18 protein-coding genes, 2 tRNA genes and 1 pseudogene are annotated in these 24021 nt (G+C 37.3%); 6 read left to right on the top strand and 15 right to left on the bottom strand.

What is annotated here, in order from left to right; genetic code table 11:
- Nucleotides 1-1221, top strand: coding sequence for an MFS transporter (locus ACFIKR_RS04980; protein ID WP_375659076.1), 1221 nt, complete (start codon nt 1-3; stop codon nt 1219-1221).
- Between the two features lie 1191 nt (nt 1222-2412).
- On the opposite strand, the gene ACFIKR_RS04975 is transcribed toward ACFIKR_RS04980, so the two are convergent.
- From ACFIKR_RS04975 to ACFIKR_RS04945, 7 genes are all read right to left on the bottom strand, one after another.
- Nucleotides 2413-2556 (bottom strand): hypothetical protein, encoded by a 144-nt coding sequence (locus ACFIKR_RS04975; protein WP_375659133.1) that lies wholly within the window; start codon nt 2554-2556, stop codon nt 2413-2415.
- Between the two features lie 522 nt (nt 2557-3078).
- Nucleotides 3079-3237 carry a hypothetical protein gene (locus tag ACFIKR_RS04970; protein WP_375659075.1) on the bottom strand — a complete coding sequence of 53 codons (159 nt, stop codon included), beginning with the start codon at nt 3235-3237 and terminating at the stop codon, nt 3079-3081.
- 20 nt (nt 3238-3257) lie between these two features.
- Nucleotides 3258-3389 carry an NADPH-dependent FMN reductase gene (locus tag ACFIKR_RS04965; RefSeq protein ID WP_375659074.1) on the bottom strand — a complete coding sequence of 44 codons (132 nt, stop codon included), beginning with the start codon at nt 3387-3389 and terminating at the stop codon, nt 3258-3260.
- 349 nt (nt 3390-3738) lie between these two features.
- A complete protein-coding gene (locus ACFIKR_RS04960; RefSeq protein ID WP_375659073.1) occupies nt 3739-4842 on the bottom strand; it encodes an MATE family efflux transporter in 1104 nt (367 codons plus the stop codon).
- Nucleotides 4839-5015, bottom strand: coding sequence for a hypothetical protein (locus ACFIKR_RS04955; protein ID WP_375659072.1), 177 nt, complete (start codon nt 5013-5015; stop codon nt 4839-4841). The genes ACFIKR_RS04960 and ACFIKR_RS04955 overlap by 4 nt, the downstream gene beginning before the upstream one ends.
- Before the next feature lie 382 nt (nt 5016-5397).
- A tRNA-His gene (locus tag ACFIKR_RS04950) sits at nt 5398-5474 on the bottom strand.
- Nucleotides 5475-5612: 138 nt separating this feature from the next.
- Nucleotides 5613-6695, bottom strand: coding sequence for a quinone-dependent dihydroorotate dehydrogenase (locus ACFIKR_RS04945; RefSeq protein ID WP_375659071.1), 1083 nt, complete (start codon nt 6693-6695; stop codon nt 5613-5615).
- 1328 nt (nt 6696-8023) lie between these two features.
- On the opposite strand from ACFIKR_RS04945, the gene mscL reads away from it, so the two are divergent.
- Nucleotides 8024-8431, top strand: a complete 408-nt coding sequence (mscL, locus tag ACFIKR_RS04940; RefSeq protein ID WP_375659070.1) for a large conductance mechanosensitive channel protein MscL — start codon at nt 8024-8026, stop codon at nt 8429-8431.
- Between the two features lie 18 nt (nt 8432-8449).
- Here the strand turns inward: mscL and ACFIKR_RS04935 are convergent, their stop codons facing one another.
- Nucleotides 8450-10156, bottom strand: a complete 1707-nt coding sequence (locus ACFIKR_RS04935; protein WP_375659069.1) for an ATP-binding protein — start codon at nt 10154-10156, stop codon at nt 8450-8452.
- A gap of 1179 nt (nt 10157-11335) precedes the next feature.
- Entirely contained in the window at nt 11336-13912 is a 2577-nt protein-coding gene (locus tag ACFIKR_RS04930) for a DNA translocase FtsK (protein ID WP_375659068.1), read from the bottom strand.
- Nucleotides 13913-14381: 469 nt separating this feature from the next.
- On the opposite strand from ACFIKR_RS04930, the gene ACFIKR_RS04925 reads away from it, so the two are divergent.
- From ACFIKR_RS04925 to rpoH, 3 genes are all read left to right on the top strand, one after another.
- Nucleotides 14382-15812, top strand: a complete 1431-nt coding sequence (locus ACFIKR_RS04925; RefSeq protein WP_375659067.1) for an aldehyde dehydrogenase family protein — start codon at nt 14382-14384, stop codon at nt 15810-15812.
- A gap of 29 nt (nt 15813-15841) precedes the next feature.
- Entirely contained in the window at nt 15842-16846 is a 1005-nt protein-coding gene (locus ACFIKR_RS04920) for an RluA family pseudouridine synthase (RefSeq protein WP_375659066.1), read from the top strand.
- 147 nt (nt 16847-16993) lie between these two features.
- Nucleotides 16994-17878 (top strand): RNA polymerase sigma factor RpoH, encoded by an 885-nt coding sequence (gene rpoH / locus ACFIKR_RS04915; protein ID WP_375659065.1) that lies wholly within the window; start codon nt 16994-16996, stop codon nt 17876-17878.
- Nucleotides 17879-18070: 192 nt separating this feature from the next.
- On the opposite strand, the gene ACFIKR_RS04910 is transcribed toward rpoH, so the two are convergent.
- The 3 genes from ACFIKR_RS04910 to ACFIKR_RS04900 all read right to left on the bottom strand — a co-directional run bounded on the left by ACFIKR_RS04910 (nt 18071) and on the right by ACFIKR_RS04900 (nt 22566).
- Nucleotides 18071-19492, bottom strand: coding sequence for a hypothetical protein (locus ACFIKR_RS04910; protein ID WP_375659064.1), 1422 nt, complete (start codon nt 19490-19492; stop codon nt 18071-18073).
- Between the two features lie 241 nt (nt 19493-19733).
- Entirely contained in the window at nt 19734-21023 is a 1290-nt protein-coding gene (locus tag ACFIKR_RS04905) for an adenylosuccinate synthase (protein ID WP_375659063.1), read from the bottom strand.
- Between the two features lie 379 nt (nt 21024-21402).
- The gene (locus ACFIKR_RS04900; RefSeq protein ID WP_375659062.1) at nt 21403-22566 is read right to left on the bottom strand and encodes a phosphoserine transaminase; all 1164 of its coding nucleotides are present in this window, start codon (nt 22564-22566) and stop codon (nt 21403-21405) included.
- Between the two features lie 398 nt (nt 22567-22964).
- Here ACFIKR_RS04900 and ACFIKR_RS04895 point away from each other — a divergent pair.
- Nucleotides 22965-23037: transfer RNA gene (locus ACFIKR_RS04895), tRNA-Phe, on the top strand.
- A gap of 147 nt (nt 23038-23184) precedes the next feature.
- Here the strand turns inward: ACFIKR_RS04895 and ACFIKR_RS04890 are convergent.
- From ACFIKR_RS04890 to ACFIKR_RS04880, 3 genes and pseudogenes are all read right to left on the bottom strand, one after another.
- A pseudogene (locus tag ACFIKR_RS04890) lies at nt 23185-23445 on the bottom strand (type II toxin-antitoxin system YafQ family toxin).
- Between the two features lie 11 nt (nt 23446-23456).
- Nucleotides 23457-23642, bottom strand: a complete 186-nt coding sequence (locus tag ACFIKR_RS04885) for a hypothetical protein (RefSeq protein WP_375659061.1) — start codon at nt 23640-23642, stop codon at nt 23457-23459.
- Between the two features lie 163 nt (nt 23643-23805).
- On the bottom strand, nt 23806-24021 hold a 216-nt coding region (locus ACFIKR_RS04880), incomplete at its 5' end, for a hypothetical protein (RefSeq protein WP_375659060.1).

The following is a 24021-nucleotide window of genomic DNA, read 5'->3' as shown; positions in this document are numbered from 1 at the left end:
ATGTTCACTCTTTTTGCCAATAAGAACATACGCTATTTTTGCCTAACCGTTAGTCTGCTCGCCTTACTCAGCGGTGCTTTGCGCACTGCCATCCCGCTATTAGCAAGACAATCTGGATATGGCGTAGTCGGAGTAAGTTGGGCGCAAGGTCTCTTCTCATTAGCGTGGCCAATTTTCGGCATCCTTGCAGGCATTTTACTTGATCGCTGCGACAAAATAAAACTTGCCACCTCGGCTCTCCTCATCTTCATGCTACTGCATATTGTACTGTTCGTACTGCTCATGATACAGATTGCTCCAGCCGAACAAATTTTCTTCTATGCAACTATTGCTGGATTCATCGTCGTTTCTGCCGAAGCTTATATAATGACGATTCCACCACTTATCATGGAGGGAGAGCGATTGATGACCTTCTACTCAATTGTCTTGTTTTTAGATTTCGGGGTCTCCTATTTTCTTGCCCCTGTCATAACAAGCAGCATTTTAGCGCATAGCACACTGCTATTTCTTGGCCTGTTAATCGTGCTTTTTATCACATTGATTTTTACCGCTCGCCGTGCTGTTCCGACATCGCCAACACCTGATAAAGAAAACATCACTTTTCGTTATATCATTGCCGGCTTTCGTTTCATTTTTTCAAATCGGCATCTTACCTCCCTTACATTACTCACATTCTTTCTATCGGTGGTATTTGGAGCATTCCTAACCTCGTTCATCTTCTTCGTTACCGACGGTCGGTATCTGGGCCTACATAGCAGCCAATATGGCGTGATGTTTGCAGCCTACGCGCTTGGTACAATGGCAGGTGCCCTATTTGCGCCACGTATACGCTATGCACCGGTGCGCCTAGCTGTTCTCACTGACGGTTTAGGAACGGTTATCTTGCTGCTGATTCCAGCCTTTTCAAAAAGTGCTGTCGTCGTATGGGGCGTCACCTTTATCGCTGGCGTTGGAGCAAGCTTATGGTTTATTGGTGTTACCGCCTTCAGGCAGCGCCTCACACCAAAGCAACTTCTCGGGCGAGCTAATTCTGCTTTTCGGGTGATCGGCTATGCTGGAATGCCGGTCGGAAGCTTTTTGGTCGGCGTCCTTGGTTCTTTTATATCATTGCAGTTTGCTGCCGCCTTTATCGCTGGACTACTATTGTTGGCTATCGCGATAACGCTTCCATTTCTTTGGCAGGCTGATCATATAAACACACCCAACCCTGCCACAAGGTAACAGCTGCCTTTAAAAAAAGACACGGTCAAAAAAGGCACATATACCCTATTACGCAATCGATTGATCTGTTCTTTGGACGAGGAAATTATCACTGTAATGGCTGATAGAGCCAGCGGCACTAATGGAAGCAGCCAAACAAGCGTTAAAGGCAAAATAGCCCCTTTACGTTGCATTAGGCGATGATCTCAACGCCTATATGAAGAATGCAGAGAGCTTATAGCGTAGGGAGAGCAATTCTTAACTAAAAACTCCACCCTAGCAATGCCCACTTATACTCCAATTAATCCGTCACCCGCTGGACATCAAATGCCTCACCCCTTTACTGCTCCTCAAAATACATTTTGCTGCACTTACGCGCCGTATTCTTCCTTTGTAATTAAAAGAGCAGCCCTCCTTTCCTAATTTAGGATCTCTGCCTACACAACGCAGCAACAGATGCGACCATATATGCAATCACGCCTTAGGACCTGCATAGTAGAAAGCTTAGTTCGAGAGATTCATAAAGCCTATATCCCAATAAATTTGCCACCCAATCCACCTTTTAAAATGGCGGCTTTATATAAACCGTTAGAGCAAGCTATGAAATCCTTAGGTGTATTAGAAATAATTGGCGTTTTTTACCTCAAACCAATGTTGATTGACTTTTACTCGTGCATATACGCAAGCGGTGCTACTCTTTTCTCAGATAGAAAGGACATAATCGTTACCATCTGACCTATTATTGTTTGAAAATAAAGAAAAAGTATCAGTGTGACTGATGATATTGAAGAGCTATCTCATTATGTGGCTGTACTTAATTACGACATTGGGAAGCTAGACACGCAATCACCCATTTCTGCGCGCCTTCTGCATAATATTCATAAGATTTTATTACGCGGTAAACGCGGTACGTCCAAAAGCCTTGGCGAATTTTGCAAAGCACAAAATTAGCTTGGCGGTACGCAACTAAAGACAGCGTCATTCGTGCCGCCCACTCCTACCACAGCCCCCCACTCTCTCTACCACCATCCCCCGCTTAGAATCGCGCCCACTTCATCACTGGTGCCTCGTTAAACACCACACTAGTATCAAGGGCGGTTAAATGCGCCTTGCCGCATTTAATCTTCAGCATTTCTTTAAGGCGCAAATCAAACTCGCTATTCGTTCCTTTTGTTTACAGTACAAAATAAAGCTTTTGCGCGCCATCTCACTCTAAAACACGCCAAAATCCGGCGTGTAAGAGCCTATGAGCATCACGATTTTAAAACTTCTTGGCAGTTTAAAAAACAATCTTACATCAGAGTCATTATCGAGATTTTGCGCAAACTCTTTCTCAATACGGCTCTCACAAATCACATGATCATAAACACTTTTCTCATTGACCACCGCCGGCCCTATGATCACCTTTTCCGACCTAATTTTACAGATGTGGGATCAATCTTATTGTGATGCGCACATCCAGAGATTATTCTATCATCTGCATTAGAACCAAAAGCATGAATAACACGCGGCGGCTTCGGTAAGAAGGCCAACCCCGCTTCAACCTTACACAAAAATGCATGTGCAAGCGTATGCCCCCCATAATATGCAATATTTCAAGCTCGTTCATAGGGGGGACCCTTTTAAAAATTGTGCCTATGGCTTATAATAATCTCCAAAATATACATTTAGCCCTTGTCTAAAATAACTCAATTTTGGATTGATGAGAACGAAAACGCGCTACGATAATCACGTCATTCAGCCCTCATGACCAGGCACAAGGGAGCCAACATTCCTGCACCACCAACGACTAAATAACGGTATTTCCTATCATTTTTGATCATATCCTCCACCCTTATTGTTTAAAAATCTATACATTTTATCAGCAAGATGTGCGCATCAAACATGTACATTTACACTGCTAAGTCTCCATGTACTAACTGCATTCTCAGACGCAAAATCACCTTTAGCCGAAGCAACTTGATATTGCAGAGCTTGTCCATAAAGCGTATGCACAACTGGTACCAAATAGTAGCGCATTTTTTGCTGTACTGCCATGAGAGAGAAGACCAACAGCTTTATCCAAGATAAGCATCACAATCTAAATTATCAAAAGCGTTCTTCAAAATCTCTGAATAAGATCTGTGATAAACAGGATTTGCAAGAACAACACCGTTAGCGGCTGCGATTGTTTTAACAAATGCATGCACTTCAGCACCGCTGATTGTAATGTAATGACTTATAAAAACAATAACTTTTTTAAATAACTCTTCAACCGCGTATAAATATAAGCACGCTTTTTCTAGTCATTTTTTTACGGTATTAAACTGTTCTAATCTACCGAACTTACTCTTAAATTGAAGCCGAATGATTTTAATAAATCCATATTATTTTAAAAATTCAATAAAGACTATTGAGGCTACAATCAAGGCACTTCTTTTCAATATTAAGCAAGTTTTGTAACCTATATTGTTATCTCCATAGAAGTAAAACGTCCTCTATGGACGGTGAGTTAGCTATGCCTTCACAGCTAGCGCTTTACAAGCGCTTTTGTAACACTCACTTCGCCCCAAACATAGGATTGCGTTTTATTAAATACCCCACGCGCATATAATTAAAGATAGAAACGATTAAGCTTGCGCCAATCATGCCAAGCCAGTAGCCAATAAAGCCATATTCAAAAAAATGCGCCATGAACGTCCCCCCAAATATGCCTATCCCCCAATAGCTTATTGCTACAACAATTGTTGACCAAAACGTATCAAGCAAGTCCACAAGTATGCCATTGAGCATAGCTCTTAAAGTGCCAAAAGCAAAAGACAATAAGATGAACGGAAGCAACTCCCAAGAGAAAATAACAACGCGTTCTGAAGAAATATTAAAGATGGTTATAAGGATAAATTCATAAGAGAGATAAACAAACACTGATAAAAATAAGACATAAGCTACAGCAAGAACTGTGACACTCATACGCAACTGTTTTAGAGCCATATTATTCCTATCTGCTCTATACCACGCTGCTATTGTCGTAGCTGCGCTGGAAATCCCCAAAGCTACCACAGAAATAAGCATATCGAGACGCATCCCAATCGTATGTGCGGACAAAGCTTTGACCCCATAAGCCGTAATCATAAATGCAATGACAGAAGGAAAGCCCTCCGCAATAAGAATACGTATACCAATGGGAAGCCCTACTCGCAGCAATTTTATTATTCGTGAAAGCTCTAACTTTGGTCTCAAATAATTCAAGTGAAAGGAATGAAAAGCAGAATTGCGAGCCAGAATTATTGCCGCTGCCATAACAATCAAAATACGGATCAAACTGCTCGCAATTCCAGCACCAAAGACACCTAATCCGCTTACAGAACCTATACCAAAAATAAGCGGCCAAGAGAGAAGAAAATTCACCAGGATAGCCGCAAGCATAACCCATGTTAAGGGCTTTGGATTACCAATTGCTGACAGTAATCCGCGGCTATTCACATAAAGATAAAAAAACACCACCCCTATAGTAGCACCACTATTATATTCCTGCGCTATATTGGCAATAGTCCTATCTTGGCCGAGAAGACACAAAATATTCCGCGTGTTGAGTAAAATGATCGCACTCATCATTCCAATCAAAAGGGAAAGCCATATTCCTTGATCAAACCATGCCTTCAATGCATATCTATCTTGTCTGCAAAGCTTTCTGCAAGTTTTTGTGCAACCGCGGTAATAATACCTAGCCCCAACAACATAACAAAACTAAACATACTCAGAGCCAACATTGTACCACTCAAGGCTTGAACGCCTAAATGCGCCACAAGCGCTGCATCTGTGAAGGAAATCATCATCTAAGATGATAAACCCAACAGCCAGTGGCATGCCAAGAGATAGCAATTGCTTCATCACAACAAACATTGTGAAATCCCCTTCCATATTGAAGGGGGTATTAAGCTCGGATCTTTAAAACAAAACGCATTGATTTTTTCCGTAAAGTCTTTCCGTCGCAAATCTTGTGTAAAGGATGCATAATGAGAACTCATTAAACTAAGAAGAGGTGCCCAGTTCTTAAAGGAGAAGCGCAATGCGCCTTTATTCGTTTTTTGGACTTCATGTCATGCATTTTTTTGTACAACATTATGCTCCCAAGCAGCTACAGTTTTTGATACAACATCCTTAGCAAGCGTTTGTTCGTCTTGCACATCCATTTTCAGTATTTTCAATAAAACTTTTTGGTACGGTTGGTGGGATTTGAACCTACGACCTCTGGTGCCACAAACCAGCGCTCTAACCAACTGAGCTACAACCGCATAAAAAGCAAATGTATCATAACTGTTCACGATTTTGTAAACATTTATTCTTCGCTTATGTGACATAAGGAAGATCAACAAAGTTTGCAAGCCCCTTTAAAAAAATCTCGCAATTTTTTGTGAAGAAAAAAGCGTTTTTTACAAAGGAAATTTTGCCCAATGCTCAAGACTATGATCCCGATAGTCCTTTATGTTATCAACACCGTCTTGTTGCATCATCTGCAAGATCTCTTGCAGAATAGTTATGGCAAGATTTGGACCTTCATAAACCATCCCGCTATATAATTGAATTAAATCTGCACCAGCTTTTACTTTTTCCAAAGCGGTTTGTGCATCCTTTACACCGCCAACGCCAATAATTGCAATCTCCTTCCCTAATTTTTTACGCATTTTTGCAAGCACAATAGTAGAACGCTCAAAAAGTGGACGTCCAGAAAGCCCACCCTCTTCATTACTGAGGTGACTATTGCTAAGACCTTGGCGTGCAAGAGTTGTATTAGAAACAATCAGTCCATTAAAATCAGAAAGTTTTATTTCTTCAGCAACATCATCTAATTCTTTCTCTGATAAATCGGGGGCAATTTTTAAAAAAATAGGAATGGAGAATCCATGCTTGTTCTCTTGCTCATTTCGCGCTTGCGAAACTGCACTCAACAAAAGATGCAAACTGTCACGGGCCTGTAAATCACGTAAACCTGGTGTATTAGGAGAAGAAATATTAACCGTAAAATAATCAGCAACATCATAAAAATGAGCAATACCAACAGTATAATCATCAATCTTATCGACCGTATCCTTATTGGCTCCAATGTTGACTCCTACAACACCAGTTTTTTTACGCGCACGCAATCTGTTGTAAACAACTTGATGTCCATCATTATTAAAGCCCATTCTATTAATAATCGCTTCATCTTCTTTTAAACGAAAAAGCCGTGGTTTAGGATTTCCAATCTGAGGCTTTGGTGTCACTGTCCCAATTTCAGTAAAACCAAATCCTAAACGAAAAATACCATCCACAACCTCTGCATTTTTATCAAATCCCGCTGCGAGACCAATAAAATTTTCAAACGCAAGCCCAGCAACAGTTACACACAAACGTTTATCGATAACCTTTTGACAGCCATTTAATCCACTTTTCAGCCCGAGAATCGCTAAACAGTGTGCTTGCTCTGGATCCAACATAAATAAGGCAGAACGGCCAATACAACGAAAAAAACTCATCAATCCTTCTCCACAACATAAAAATGATCCATCGCACCTCACCTATACCTTTTAACACAAAAGATCACCAATCAAAGAGAGCATATTATCCAAATAATATTCCCCTTCTAGAAGAAAATTCATTACACAATAGCCATACATGTTTATTTGATGTATACTGTGTAAAAAATTTTTATTCTTAAAAAAACGTTTCTCTTTTTCGACATTTTTTAAAGATTAAAATGTGAATCCTAATCTTATAGAATGCAGCATGAATTGAAACATCAATGGCTCTTCACCATAACCATGATTTTGTGACACCTCATGCAGGAAAGCTTATAATTCTCTTAAAAATGCACGCAAATTATCTCTATTCCCACAGTTCCTTTGTATAATATTGTTTTCAATAGAAACAGAGCTTGCTCTATAAAGCTATTTTTCCTAGCATTTATAGAATACATAGTTCATAAAATTATCTAAATTCATACTATTGTTGCGCTATTTATTAGCAACAGGGTATTCAATCATTTGTACTCTATTGATAAAATTTTGAAGAAACTGCATTGTTTTCTTTGCCATTTCTGATGCGCTAAATACAATTTAGCATCTATAAGTGCTCTGTCTAACATATATTTTAAGTAATGACAGTTGATCATTGAACTCCCACCTATCATACCAACGATTTCCAAACCAAAATGATCTTGCAAACCCTAGAGCTCTGCTATTTATAAACTAATACAATCTTCCAGTAGATGAAATGTGTTTCTTCCATCAGAATTATCGCCATTTTAGCTCATGCACCCCAGTAAAAATAGCTTTTAGATAAGCCATAATGCCCTCCTAATTGCTATTATCGCTTACTGAATTAAGAGGAATTAAATTATAAGTTTTCTCCTGCCTCATCTATCTATTTCTTCCATCAGTGCTGAAATATATTTTTTATTTCCAAATTCTCTTTTTATAACAATACGTTATACCGATATATGCACTTCATCTGAGAAGCGTCCTGATAGCTCAACTTTCAACGCTGCTCATTTTGTGGTATTCTGTAAAAATCTTTCTTTTTAATGTTATCATAAAAATCTTGAGGCAATTATATAAATTAAGCTACGGTTTTCTACTTTCTGTTGAAAAAAGCAGATATAGTTTTTATCAAAAAAGCTTTTCTCTCAGAAATATTCTATGTACATTCAAATAGAGCCCTAATGCTCTTTATTAAACCTTATAAAGTTCTTTGAAAATAATATTAATATTGTAATATAATCCTAAAAATAAAATCTGCCCTTTCCTTTTTCATCAAAAGCGGTAAGTAAATTACCGTATATCGCTTACATAAAGGGGAAAACGCAATGCTTAAAGAATTCAAAGAATTTGCCCTAAAAGGTAATATGATTGATCTTGCTATCGGTGTGATTATAGGGGGCGCTTTTGGTAGCTTGGTCAACTCAATTGTCAATGATATTTTTATGCCAATCATTGGACTGATTACAGGTGGAATTGATTTTTCTAATATGTTTATTCAACTTGCTGGCGAAAAACAAGCAACATTGAGTGCCGCCAAAGCAGCCGGAGCAACCATTAGCTATGGACACTTTATTACTTTACTTATCAATTTTCTCATTATTGCTTGGGTTCTTTTTTTATTCGTTAAAGCTATGAATAAAATCCGTAGAAAAGAAGAAGAAAGCCCCAAAAAAACGTCTTCAGAAGAACAACTTTTAACAGAAATTAGAGATCTTTTGGCTAAGAAAAGATAATTTTATGCAAGATTTACATCATGGAACACGAGGAAAAAACATTTCCACAGTTGTTCCATGATTGGGTTTTGAGAACAATAAAAATTGTCCCCCTCTTTCTTCCACCATTGCTTTACACATTGGGAGTCCTAAACCTGTTCCTATAAAAGCGCTATCTCCAGATCGCCCATCTTTGCGCTCTACTTGACCATAAGGTTTCAGTGCCTGTGCAATCTCTTCTTCGTTCATCCCTATACCATTGTCACTCACTGAAATTTTTACACGTTCTTTTCTATAAGAAACGTGAACAATAATCTGTCCACCCAAAGGTGTAAAACGAATAGCATTGGAAAGAAGATTCCATATAATCTGGCGAAACACTTGTTGTGATACAGGAATAAATGGAACGTGAGGTGGAGCAACAATGCGCATGATAATGCCGTTCTGATTGGCTTGAGTTTCAAGAAAAGCTATCGTCGCACGTAAACAAGATATCACATCAAATGTTTCAGAAATAATGGAAGAATCAATCTGGTTATTGGAGCCAGAATAATTTATCTTCGAGCACTCTAGTAATTGATTAATCAGCAATAATATATGTTTTCCAGAGGAAATAATATCGCGTAAATATCCACGATAGCGCTCATTTTCTATCGAACCAAAACGGCCTTCTCTCATAATTTCTGCAAAACCAATAAGAGCATTCAAAGGTGTTCGTATTTCATGAACAACCCCAACAATTTTATCCTCTTCTGCTTTTTTTTCTCCTGATGGAACTGTTTGTGTCCTATCACGCAACATAACAGCATAATTGCCTTGCTGTGCCAAAAATACAATCGTTATCAAAACGGTTATATTTTTATGATTTTTCGTCATTAAATCAGCTGTTTCTCTGCGATTTAAAACCTGATTTTTCCCCTCCACACGGATTGATTTAAAATATTTTTCAACGAAAAATCGGCTTTGCAAAGTAAATAATGAAGAGAGTGGCTGTCCTCGTAGTTCATTTATTTCATAACCCATTAATGCTAAGGCTGCCCTACTTGCTGATTGAATAAAGCCCTCTTCATCCAACCATAAAACACCATCTGTTGCTGTATCCAACAATGATAAAACTGCTGCGGGCTCTTTTACGAGAGCTTGTTCTATAGCATTTACCGGCAATGTTTGTGTATATGGTAACTGAATAGCTGTTTCTTCAACTAAATTTTTTTCTTTTACCGATGAATTCAATTCATCACGCAATTTCTCTGCAATTTCATGAAAAGCTGAGCGTTCTATCTCCGTAAGACATGGCATTTCTGTTTTCAGCTTTTCATCTCTTTTTTCTTGGACTTTTTTTCGTATTTTTAAAACACCAAAGCCACGAAACCCCTTAAGCTGCTTTTTAACATCAAAAATTGGCAAAGCCGACAACTCAACATCAAGCCATTGTAAGCAACCATCAACAGGCCATTGAACAATCTCTTTACTCCAAGGCATAGCAGCTTCAATAAAATGACTGAGAACCAGATATCGATCATCATTAAATTGATGAGCAAGCTCATGAAAGCTACATCCTAAAATAGAGGAAGAGAGAGGACCAACAACTTCAGCTAGCTCTTTTGAGACTTCACAAAATAAACCATTATGATCGATTTCCCACGTAAAAGGCCGAGGCAAAAGCTCTGGTGTAAAACGAAAAGCTTCTTGCTGACATTTTAATTCATTTGTATTTAACTTCAATTCATCTGCTTTTAATGGCATAACTAAAACTAAAAAGTGTTGGATTTACTCTCAAATGAATAATGCTAATTTGTTTACAATTACCTGTTCTGGTTAAAATAACTTGATATCTCATATCAATTGTCTGTAGCAAAATTTTGACTGTTTCATCAACAAAACAAGAATAAAAAGAATCCTCCGACTCCTGTTGCTTATTCACCCATTATTGTAACAAATCTTGTTACAATAATGGTAACATCTCCCTCGCATAAATAGTACTCAAAAAGAATACACTTATTTTACGCATTCATGTGCCTGTTTTAAAAAGATATCTCCCAAGCTCCCCAAGCTTATTTTACGACGGCATCCGTAAATGGTATAATGTAAAGTCCCCCATAACAGATAGCAAGGCATTGCACATTACATTTTTATGCTTATAAAATAGCTGGTTAGAACCATCATTATACTAATTTTACCCCCTAATGTTGTTACCAATAGTTCTTGGCATTTGAAGGCATTCATAAGCGGCATTTTTATTTCTTTTTTTAACTTTTTTACCCCTACATTATTATGATACGCAAGAAAATGGTTTTAATTGTTTCAACAGAAACAGATTTGAAATGAGAAAATCTTACGATATTTGAAAATTTCATTCAATATTTATTGAAATAAATTATCATTATAAATCAATATATTGCATTATAAAAATAGAAATGAAATTTCTTTTTCAAGTTTCTCGTAAGAACACCTTTCTTGGCCAATAATATCAAATAATAACAAATTTAGCACAGTGCTTTAAAGCACCCAATGCAACAAAACTTGCATATTGGATACTCTTCTTATGATGCTCTCCATAATCCCCAAAAAACCTTTCTTTCATCAGAACCGCTATAGAAGAGAAAACAAAAAATATACCACTGCATTATTTAACCAAAGAATTTTTCTGCAATCAGAAAAGAGAACAAAAATTATCTGTTCTCATATAAAGATTTGTTTACTTTCTTTACATTCTAGATCATCTAGAAATTTTAAAAATATCTCCCCTTTTGGTATCAGCAGTTAAAAGATCGCTTTTGCTTTATTACTCTCTACTCAATTTTTTAATATTATTATAAATAATAAATACATGGTCACATCTGCTTTGAAAAAATAAAACAAGCATTCGCTATTTAAATAATAACTGTCAAACATTTTAAAAATCGCACATTTTAATGTGCTTTTTTATTTCCCTGCATTGAGTAAAATTTCACGTTTTCCCACATGATTAGCGGCTCCAACAATGCCTTTTTCTTCCATCCGCTCAACAAGAGAAGCTGCTTTATTATAGCCGATTGAAAGTCGGCGCTGAATATAAGATGTTGAACATTTTTTATCACGCATAACAATCTTTACAGCTTGATTATAAAGCTCCTCTCCCTCTTCATCAAAATTTTCTCCCTCAGAAACTTCAACCGTTGAATCGGCAGAAGCATCCTCTTTGTTATCGTCTTCATTATCCGTGACGGTTGCTAAATAATCAGGTTTTCCTTGCAGTTTAAGATGTGCAACAATGGATTCAACTTCTTCATCAGAGACAAACGGTCCATGAACGCGTACAATACGTCCCCCACCTGCCATATGAAGCATATCTCCTTGACCTAAAAGCGTTTCAGCACCTTGTTCACCTAGGATCGTACGACTGTCAATTTTTGATGTCACTTGAAAGGAAATGCGGGTAGGAAAGTTCGCTTTAATTGTCCCTGTGATAACATCAACAGAAGGGCGCTGCGTTGCCATAATAAGATGAATACCAGCCGCACGCGCCATTTGTGCTAAGCGCTGAATGGCATTCTCTATTTCTTTCCCTGCCACCATCATGAGATCAGCCATCTCATCAACAATCACAACAATATAAGGAAGCTGCGTAAGATCCATAGCTTCTTCATGATAAAGCATTTCTCCTGTTTCCTTATCAAAACCCGACTGTACAGTACACATGATCGTTTCACCTTTTTGAGCCGCAAGTGCAACGCGTGCATTAAAACCATCGATATTACGTACACCTAACTTAGCCATTTTGCGATAACGCTCTTCCATTTCACGAACCGCCCATTTTAAAGCTGTTACCGCTTTTTTAGGATCTGTTACAACAGGTGTTAAAAGATGTGGAATGCCATCATAAACAGAGAGCTCTAGCATTTTAGGATCAACCATGATCAAACGACACTGTTTTGGTGTCATACGATAAAGAATCGACAAAATCATTGTATTAATTGCTACAGACTTGCCTGATCCTGTTGTTCCTGCAACCAACAAATGAGGCATTTTTGCTAATTCTACAATGACCGGCTCACCACTAATCCCTTTCCCCAAAGCAAGAGCAAGTTTAAATTCGCTTTCACGAAAAGAACGTGTTTGAATTAATTCCCGTAGATAAACGGTTTCACGAACCGCATTAGGTAACTCAATCCCAATAACATTCCGTCCAGGAATAACAGCAACGCGTGTAGAAATAGCAGACATAGAACGCGCAATATCATCAGAAAGATTAATAACGCGCGATGACTTTACACCCGCAGCAGGCTCAAATTCATACATTGTAACCACTGGCCCTGGATGTACATGGATAACTTCACCCTTAATGCCAAAATCTTCCAAAACACTTTCCAAAAAACCAGCACCGCGTTCCAATGTTTCCTGAGGAATCATCGTATCTTCATGAAAAACAGGTTCCTGTAATAAATTGATCGGAGGAAACTCATAAACATCACTGTCAATAGATTGAATATTTTGCATAAAAGCAGAATCATAATTGCTTAATGGCACGCGGGTAGATTGCAATATTTTCGTTTTACCATTTGCTTGCATCACAGACAAATCTTTTAAATTTGGTGTAACATTCTTTGTTATGCAATCGACAATATTATTGGTTTTTTTCGTCTCTATACTAGCCTCAGAATCGCTTAGTGCCTCAGTATTGTTTAACGCCCTTGCATTACTTAACATATGAGCGGAATCTTCAACAGAAAGCTTAGAATGACATTCTTTAGTAATATCATTATTCGTATGCATTAAATCAGAAATTTGCTCAACGCCTCGCATCCTTTCCGCTGGAGATTCCGATGTAATTGAATCATAGAGTTGCGGAAAACGGTATTCGAGAACACGGTAAAGAGCAGTTATTGACTCATCAAAGACAGAAGGGATATCAGATGTAATTTCATTTGTCGTGTCAATCGATGTTTGATCCCCTTTTGAAGTTTGAGTATCCATATGTTCAAAGATCAAAGATATGCATTCAAAAAATGCATCATCGGAAAGATGCCAAGCAGGATTCATTTTTTGTAGCACATTTTCTACTTGTAATTTATGCTCTTGTTTACCCTCCTCAAGTGGGATATTTTCTGATGGTATACGAGTAACTTGTCGTGACAACTGCTTCAAAACTGTTGAATGACAAACCGACGTTTTATTTTCTATTGATTGAGGATTAATGACTTTTTTTGTCGATGAAACGCTTGTTTTTTTCTTGTTACAACGTACAATATCTGTATCTGTAATTTTTTTTTGATCTTGCTTCGTAAAAATTTTAAACTGCTTTGCAAAAACTGGATCTGTTTCTATACGACGACGCAAAATCTCAACTTCTGGGGTTCGCGTGAAACGGACATTTTTTCCGAGGGTAAATGCCTTTTTCCATACTTCCGGATAAGGAAATATCTCAGTAATCTTAACAGATAAATCTTCTCTTGATGCACCTTTCGTATCATCATCAGAAAAAGAAGGCGTAGAAATAGATTTTGTTTTCGAATTATGCATGGCACCCAACAAATTTATAGCAATGAGAAAAATAACCTTTTCAAAAAGAATTCGTAGAAACTATCATACGAAGGTTAATAACCTTTTGCTGATGGTTACTTTTTAATGAAAAAAATAATGCCATAATGCATATTCATAATCTCCCTTCTGCATATTTACGATATAAATTGTTTCGTTTATGATGTCATAAAGCTCGTATTTCATTTGTTTTGAAGAAAACTTCATGATAAAAAAGCTTCAGGAAAATTGTCTATAACTCTCTTTCTCTCCCATTTCATAAAAGCAATTAGTCCCAATAATACAAATAGGTATATAAGCATTGCTCTGTTGAATTCTCCATGCTCAATTATCATGATACAATCTAATTTCTCGCGTTTTTATAAGATTACCCTTGTTATCCTCGTTTAAAACGGCTTAGACTAAGATAATCATAATTAAATAAACACAAATAGAAAAAAGGGAGTGAGTTATGTTTAATAAACGGAAATTTTATATCAATGGTCTATGGAATGACCCAAGCACTCCTCACGATTTTGACGTCATTAATCCATCAACAGAAGAGGCTTGTGCTGTCATTAGCCTTGGAAGTACAGAAGATGCCGATAAAGCAATTAACGCAGCTAAAGAAGCGTTTCAAAAATGGAAAACAACGTCACCAAGTGAGCGTCTTGGGTTCGTTGAAAAAATTCTAAATATCTATGAAAAACGTTCTAAAGACATGGCAAAAACCATTTCAATGGAAATGGGAGCACCGATTGATATGGCACTTAATGCGCAAACCGCAACTGGCAGTTCCCACATTCGCAATTTTATCGAAGCTTATAAAGAGTTCTCGTTCCAAGAAACTTTAATAAAGGGAAATGAGCAAGCAATTCTTCACTACGACCCTATCGGCGTCGTAGGACTAATTACGCCATGGAATTGGCCCATGAATCAAGTAACTCTTAAAGTTATCCCTGCTCTCTTGGCTGGCTGTACCATGGTATTAAAGCCCTCTGAAATTGCGCCTCTTTCTGCTATGCTTTTTGCTGAATTTTTAGATGAAGCCGCTCTCCCTGCCGGTGTTTTTAATTTAATCAATGGTGATGGTGAAACTGTCGGCTCTTACCTCTCAGCACATCCAGATCTAGAAATGATTAGCTTTACTGGTTCAACTAGAGCAGGAAAAGATATTTCTAAAAATGCTAGCGCTACTTTAAAAAGAGTCTGTCTAGAACTTGGGGGAAAAGGAGCGAATATTATCTTTTCTGATGCCGACTCAGATGCTATTCAACGTGGTGCGCGACATTGCTTTTATAATAGTGGACAAAGCTGTAATGCACCGACTCGTATGCTTGTGGAACAAAGCATCTATGACAAAGCCATAAAAATAGCTAAAGATATTGCAGAAACAACAAAAGTAGGACCAAATTGCCAAGAAGGAAATCATATTGGTCCCGTCGTTTCAAAAAAACAATATGATAAAATTCAAGATCTTATCCAATCGGGAATTGATGATGGTGCAACTCTTGTTGCAGGCGGAACTGGTTTACCAAGAGGAATTGAACGCGGTTATTATGTCCGTCCAACAGTCTTTGCTGATGTAAAACCTCATATGCGTATTTTCAAAGAAGAAATCTTTGGTCCAGTTCTCTCGATTCTTGCTTTTAATACAGAAGAAGAAGCTGTCGCTTTAACGAATGACACTGAGTATGGTCTTACAAACTATATTCAATCACAAGATCGCAACAAATGTCGTCGTATTGCGGCACAAGTACGCTCTGGTATGGTAGAAGTTAACGGACATGGATTACCCAGTGGAAGCTATTTTGGAGGTGTAAAATTTTCTGGACGCGCCCGTGAAGGGGGACATTGGGGAATTAAAGAATTTCTCGATAGTAAAGCAATTTCGTACTGGTAAAATCTTATTAAAAACTTAATAGGAGTCGTATGGTAATACAAAAAATGACGGATGAAGGTGCTCTTGGGCAACGTCTTGATCAGTGGCTAGCAAAACAATATCATAATGTGTTCTCACGTTCGCGTTTGCAAACCCTCATCCGTGAAGGCTATCTTCAAATTGATGGTCAATTCATAAAAGAACCAAAAACAAAATTAAGACCTAAGCAAATAATTGAATTGGCAATGCCTGACCTTCGTGATGCAGAACCTAGTGGTGAAGCTATTGCATTGGACATCCTTTTTGAAGATGATCATATCATTGTTATTAACAAACCAGCAGGTCTTGTTGTGCATCCTGGCAATGGAAATTGGACCGGTACGTTGGTTAATGCCCTTATCTATCACTGCGGTAATAGTTTATCTGGTATAGGTGGTGTTAAACGCCCCGGCATTGTCCATCGTCTCGATAAAAATACAAGTGGTGTTATGGTTGTTGCAAAAAATGATCTGGCTCATAAAAGTCTCAGTGCTCAATTTTCTGATCATGGACGTACCTGTGCATTAGATCGACGCTATCATGCCTTGATTTGGGGGACACCTCACCGCAATGTTTGGACAATTGATGCATCACTTGGCCGTTCGCCCCACAACCGAACAAAGCAAGCTGTTATCCATAAGCAAAACCCTTATGCTCGTCATGCTGTTACACATTTTTCTTTGCTAGAAAAATATGGCTCTCATGCAGACTCAACATCTTTTGCTAGCCTTCTGGAATGTCGCTTGGAAACTGGACGCACCCATCAAATCCGTGTTCATATGGCTCATATTGGGCATCCACTCATAGGCGATATAGTTTATGGAAACGCTTTTAAAACAAAATCAAACGCATTCAACCCCACTATTAGAAATGCAATCGATCAATTCAACAGACAGGCACTTCATGCCGCAAGTCTCACTTTTGAACACCCTTCTACCGGTAAAGTTATGTCGTTTTCCGCACCACTACCTCAAGATATGGCTAAACTTATTAAGCATTTAAAAAAAATGAATTGAAACTTTTCTCCTTCTCAAGATTTCACAATAAAATATCTTTTTTTGAACAAAATTGAAAAATATGCTAAAGTAAACGTACACAGGTATTACTATCTGAAACATAGAATTTGCCTTATCAGGGAATTCAGACAAAAGGAGGGTGCTATTATGGCCCATATGAATTTGTTATCAGTAACCACAGGCGATGGCGGATTAAACCGTTATTTGGAAGAAGTGCGTCGTTTTCCAATGCTTGATCCAAAAGAAGAATATATGTTAGCTCAACGTTACCGTGAGCATAATGATTTAAAAGCAGCGCATAGGCTGGTAACCAGTCATTTGCGTCTCGTAGCTAAAATCGCGATGGGATATCGCGGCTATGGACTTCCCATTGGGGAAGTCATTTCAGAAGGCAATGTTGGACTCATGCAAGCTGTTAAGCGTTTTGAGCCAGAACGTGGTTTTCGTCTTGCAACCTATGCAATATGGTGGATTAAAGCATCAATCCAAGAGTATGTGTTGCGGTCTTGGAGTTTGGTGAAGATGGGGACAACAGCTAATCAAAAGCGCTTGTTTTTTAACCTTCGTAAATTAAAAAGTAAACTTCAAGCACTTGATAACGGTGATCTCAATGCAGAACAAGTAAAAGAAATTGCAACTCAGTTGAATGTCTCAGAAGATGAAGTTATATCAATGAACCGCCGACTTGGTGGTGACACTTCGCTCAACGCACCCCTTCGTACAAAAGAAGGGGAAAACAGCGAGTTGCAAGATTGGTTGGTGGATGAATCTAACGATCAAGAACAAGTTTTAATTGAAAAAAGTGAATTGGAGAATCGTCGTTCCATGCTTATAAATGCCATGGACAATCTCAATGAACGTGAAAAACGTATATTCAAAGCACGTCGTTTAAACGATATACCATTAACTCTAGAAGAACTCTCTGGTGAATTTAACATTAGTCGAGAACGAGTAAGGCAAATTGAAATGCGTGCATTTGAAAAAGTGCAAAATTCTATCAGAGATTCTGCTTTATCTCAAAGTCAAGTATAAAACTCTAAAATTAGGTATGAAGCCAATTGTTTGCGCATTTTTAAAGTAGAAATGAGAAAAGCATATATTGGCTTTGTACTTGTAAATTAGTCTGTAGAATTCCTTTGAGTTATAGTGTATAGTTTTATTGAGCGTGTTTAATATAACTAATAAAAATCGATATCGAAAAATAACCTTTTGTTTTATTTACATCTATGTTTTATTTTTCTGACCAAGAACTGTTAACTTATCTTGTTGTGCAAGCCATTGTCCAATAACTTTATTGAAAATAGACTCACCTGTTGGTCCTTTCGCAAAGGTTAATTCATTTATACGTCCGTTTTTATCCGTTAACACTAAACGCATCCAATCTAATTCTCGCATCAATTGCAGATTTCGATCAAGAAATGGATGATTACCACTCAATGCAACAAGAAAAAAATCATCATTAATTTTTGTAGAAATAGTTCTTACTAAAGGCTGCCCTATAGATTGTTCACTTGCTTTAAAGGTTAATGCTTGAACACTGCTTATAGCTTTACCTGAGAATTTATCAGAAAGAATAAAAATAAGATCCATAATATATGCAGCAGGAAATGACCGATCGGTATTGCGACGTAAAATTAACCGTAATGATAGCCCTTCATCGGGAATTGTTATATCACCTTGTATGGCTGTTTCTTCTGGAGCCCCCTTCACATAAGACTCCTTTATAAGCGTCCAGCGAACACTTCCGGTTGCTATCTTTTCTGCATCATAATTTGTACGTGCTTGATAAAAAACAGCTTCCCCTAATTTATCAAGCGATTGCAAATTGCTGGAAACAACGGTTGAGATTCCTTCTTTATCCGAAGAATCTGTCGCTTGTTTTAAACCGACATCAATTTCACTTCCATCCTCTAATAAACGTTGTGTTAACTTTCTCTTAACTGAAAGTGTCTTTGGCACTTCGTGAGAAACTTGAAGATTTTCTCCTAACACCTGATGATCATTTGATACAAATACACGCCCACCAATAAAAAAAATACCAATAGTTAAAACAGCAAAACTAACAACAGAAACAGCACTTATCACAATACGCCTTTGCACCAATGATTTATTAGCACGACGTAAAGCCTGAGAAAAAATATGCGAAACAATATGAGGATTATCTTCTTGCGACGAAGAAATCTTTACCACACAGCTATTAACATGCTGAGAAGATACATCAGCCTCCATATTAACAGGCTCTGCATCTGGTATATCTGATACCCAAGGCTCATCAAATAACTTGCTATCCTTTGGATGTGTAACAAAATCCTGCTTTCTTTTTATGTCTACCACTGAAAATTCATTATTCTTTGGTAATATAGTTTTTTTTGTATATTTCTTATCTTCATTTATATTTGTGGGATTCCACCCAATAACTGAAGAAAGCAGCTTCTTTTCAACTGCTAAATATTCTTCTTCAACACTTGCAATAGCACTATGAAGAATCTTTCTTTGTTCATCTGCTATTGCTTGTGGTATTTTTGCTGTTACAAATTGATATTCTAGTGTTTTGATAGCCCGTTTATAAATCCGCTTACGCACTTGTAGTGTAACATTATTTTGTGCATTAATTGCCTTTTTTAAGATTCCAACGAAATCTACCATTTCCTCTATAATCTCTCTTAAACTAAGCAAAGAAACCCTAGCACTCAGGCTAAAACAGCTTTATTTTAAGCTCATAAATTTATTATCATTTATATTGGTACAACTATCGTCATAATGTAAAATGAATATGAAAAATAAACAATGTCATTTTACACCTTTCTTTCACATACTCTTAAAAACTCTTTTTGTTAAAAGATATAGAAATGAACAAAAGATCTATATGGAAATCTAAAAATAATAATCAATTTGCAAAAGGATCTGTGATAAGAATAGTATCTTCGCGTTCTGGACTCGTAGATAGTAAAGCCACTTTTGTGTTAATCAGTTCTTCAATATAGCGTATATATTTAACAGCCTGCATCGGTAAATCTTCCCACCTCAATGCATGGGCTGTTTTTTCCTTCCAACCTTCTAATGTTTCATAAATAGGCTTCACACGGGCTTGGGCTCCCATAGAAGAAGGTAAATAATCAATCCTTCTACCATCAAGCTCATAACCAATACAAACTTTTATTTCATCCAAACCATCCAAAACATCAAGTTTTGTCAATGCTATACCTTGAACACCGCAAACTACTACCATCTGACGGACTAAGACAGCATCAAACCAACCACATCGACGCTTTCGACCCGTTACAACACCAAATTCATGCCCACGCACTCCCAGAAATTCACCAATATCATTTATCTGCTCTGTAGGAAAAGGCCCTTCTCCAACACGTGTGGTATACGCTTTTGCAATACCCAAAACATAATGAATTGCACTAGGTCCCATCCCTGAACCTGTACATGCCTGCCCAGCAACTGTATTCGATGATGTTACGTAAGGATAAGTTCCAAAATCATTATCGAGTAAAGCGCCTTGCGCCCCTTCAAAAAGAATGTGTTTCCCTCCTCGATAACCTTCATCTAAAAGACGCCACGTACAATCCATAAAGGGCAAAACTTTATCCGCAACTTGCATCAATTCATCATAAAGCGCTTGAGAATCAATCTCTGCAACACCCATCCCACGACGCAAAGCATTATGATGCCTCAAAAGCCGCTCAATCTTAGCCATAAGTGTATCTTTTTCTGCTAAATCCATCACTCGGATAGCACGACGTCCCACCTTATCTTCATAAGCCGGTCCAATACCACGTTTTGTTGTACCAATCTTTAAACCAGATAAACCGCTTTCTCGAATTGCATCAAGATCACGATGCAAAGAAAGAATCAAAGGAGCATTTTCAGCAATACGTAAAATTTCTGGTGTGATTTTTACACCCTGATCACATAGTTTTTTTAATTCTGCAACAAAATGATGAGGATCAACTACAACACCATTCCCAATAATTGATAACTTGCCACGCACTAAACCAGACGGTAAAAGTGATAATTTATAACTAACTCCATCAATAACCAATGTGTGGCCAGCATTATGCCCCCCCTGATATCTCACCACGATATCTGCTCGCTCAGACAACCAATCTACAATTTTACCTTTGCCTTCATCACCCCATTGTGTACCGACAACAACTACATTGGCCATAACTTTCTCCGTCGTGTTTGGTCAAAAAACCAGCATTCAAAAACAAACACTTCTTTATAACGAAACCTTAGAGCAAGTGCGACTCCTCATTTCAGATTTTTCTCAATCTTCAAGTGATTAAATTTTCAAATTTATGATAATAAAGATAAGCAAATACCAAAATATTTTATGTCATTTTTGCTACAAAAAGTAAAAAAATTAGAGATTTTAATTTGTGCATATCCAACACCTGACAAAGCACTCTTTCCTCCTCTTAATCTTTTACAATTCATGTAATATTTAGAAGCTGTTTGTCTGATACAAGAATACGAAAGACCATCATAATCTCTCGTATCCTTTTTCTGTTTAGAAACACATTGTGAAAAACACCAGTAATTATTTAAAGCTGTGCTTTTTCAACTTGGAACGCCCACTCAAGCCATTGTGTTAAAATTTCAAGATCGGAAGCCTCAATTGTTATACCCGCCCAAATTCGAAGCCCCGGAGGAGCATCGCGATACGAACCAATATCATAAGCAACTCCTTCCTCATCAAGAAGTTTCACAACCGCTTTTATGAAAGATACTCGCTTTTCCGTATCCAAAGCAGTAATCACTGGATCCACAATATCTAAACAAATAGCGGTGTTAGAACGCACTTCAGGATCTTTTGCCAAATATTCTAACCATGGTGTTTTGCGAACAAAAGCATCGAGTACAGAAAAATTTTTCTCCACCCGTGCTCTTAATGCCGCTGCACCTCCTAGAGATCTTGCCCACTTCAATCCATCAAGAAAATCCTCAACACAAAGCATAGAAGGTGTATTGATTATCTTTCCTTTAAAAATATCTTCGTTCAATTTTCCATTTTTTGTCATATAGAAAAGTTGAGGCATAGGCCAAGCTGGAACATGATTCTCAAGCCTCTCAACAGCACGAGGACTTAAAATCACCATACCATGCGCAGCCTCACCTCCCAAAACTTTCTGCCATGAAAAAGTAACAACATCTAATTTTGAAAAATCAAGATATTGCGCAAAAGCTGCAGATGTTGCATCACAAATGGTCAATCCAGCCCGCTTATGGGGAATGAAATCTGCATTAGGAATACACACACCAGAAGTTGTCCCATTCCATGTAAAAACAACATCACGATCAAAGTCAAGTTGTGTTAAATCTGGTATTTCACCATAAGGAGCTTCAAAACGGCGCACATCAGAAAGCTTTAATTGCTCGACAACATCTTTATTCCACCCAAATCCAAAACTTTCCCACGCCGCCATATCAATGCCACGCTCACCTAATAAAGACCATAGAGCAGCCTCAACAGCACCGGTATCTGAACCTGGCATAATTCCTATACGATGATCAGAAGGAACCTCAAGAATCTCACGAGTTAAATTAATAACTTCAGCAAGTTTTAATTCTGCTTCTCTAGATCTATGCGAACGTCCAACTAATGCATTTTTAAGAACATCAAGACTCCAACCAGGCCGTTTGCTACAAGGACCTGAAGAAAAATTAGTATTATTGGGACGACTGCTTGGTTTTTGTAACATTATCATTATTTCTCCCCTTTTAGATGTCTTTCTTTCTTTATAAAGAAAAACAAATTATTATAAAGACTAATCAATAATCTTTTTAGAAAAAAGTCAAAAATATTTTCTATTATTTCGTATGCTTAAAATTCACGGAAACTTTATAAAAAAATCTTTCTTAATCATGCTTCTCGATTGATTATTTTATTTTTTTGTATCATCACCACGATAAGACAGCATTCTCCAAACAATACATTAACGCGTCCAATATACCTATCAAATTTATTTTATGATAAAGATTCATTGATACCTCTCTAGAATAGGGAGATAAACTTATTAAAAAATCAATTATTTTTCTCTTGATGACTGGACAGAGAAAATTTTAATGTTATAACCGCAAACGCTTTATGTTTTTTATGAAGCATGCCCAGATAGCTCAGTTGGTAGAGCAGCGGACTGAAAATCCGCGTGTCCGTGGTTCGAATCCGCGTCTGGGCACCGTTTTATTTTTCCCTTATTTAGTATTTTGTTTTTATTATATTTTAAAAACATGAGGGATTCGTAAATAAAGGTTAGGTAATAGGATTTTGTGACATGCCTCTCAATTATTGCGAATCAGTTTTTTTTAAGGGTATAATCAACTTCTTACTTAAATAAATCTGAATGCGTACCTGTCCTATCAAAATGGACGCGTTTTTCATCAACTATATAAATTAATAACCAATCGAGTTCTATATGAAGATCTCGACAAGGCTTTTAATTTCCTTGTAATGTATGATCATTTAAAATAGATAAAAATTGCTTCTTATGAATTAGACGTTGCATAACTTCTGTGAGCTTTCGCATATCTTTTCCACGCTTTTTTACTCGTTTTACATCCTTTTTAAACTTTCCTGAATAACTCATTGAAAGCATAATCAGATATCCAGTTGCTTAATCAAATCAGCAATATTTTCAGCATAAAAAACATCTTCATTGCTATCGGTTTTATGAAAAATTTCAAGCGTTTCTTTATTGAGTATCTTATTATTTTCAACGTACACACGAATAAGATCACGTAAAATGTGAGATGCTGGACGGTGTTTTATTTCAGCTATAGCCATAAATGCGCTTTTTAGATTTATATCTACTTTAGCTGCTATAAGTCACTTTTTTCACTCATAATATTTCCTCTTTAAGAATTTTAATGATTCTACATTATTTAGCTTAGTTAAACATAGTGTAACTTATCATTAATATTATTTTTTTTCTTAAAGAAAAAGTTTTTCAACTTTTTGTTAGCCACTTTTTGAGGTGTGAGAAGATACTTTCTAGAGTATCCATAAAGCGAGCAAAACCGATAATAAACATAAAGATAATGAAGGCAATCAATTTCATAATGCGTGACATCATCTTTAAGCCTTGGTAGGTCTCTATCATCTCGTGAAGAAGCTGTTGTTCTTTTTCTGTAAGACCTTTATCTTTGCTGCTTCGTTTCTTGAC

It is taken from the genome of Bartonella sp. MR30HLJHH (assembly GCF_042194195.1).
In the GTDB taxonomy this organism is placed as follows: domain Bacteria; phylum Pseudomonadota; class Alphaproteobacteria; order Rhizobiales; family Rhizobiaceae; genus Bartonella; species Bartonella grahamii.
Note: the sequence above shows the minus strand (reverse complement) of the source record. Positions and strands in the feature narration are given on the sequence as shown.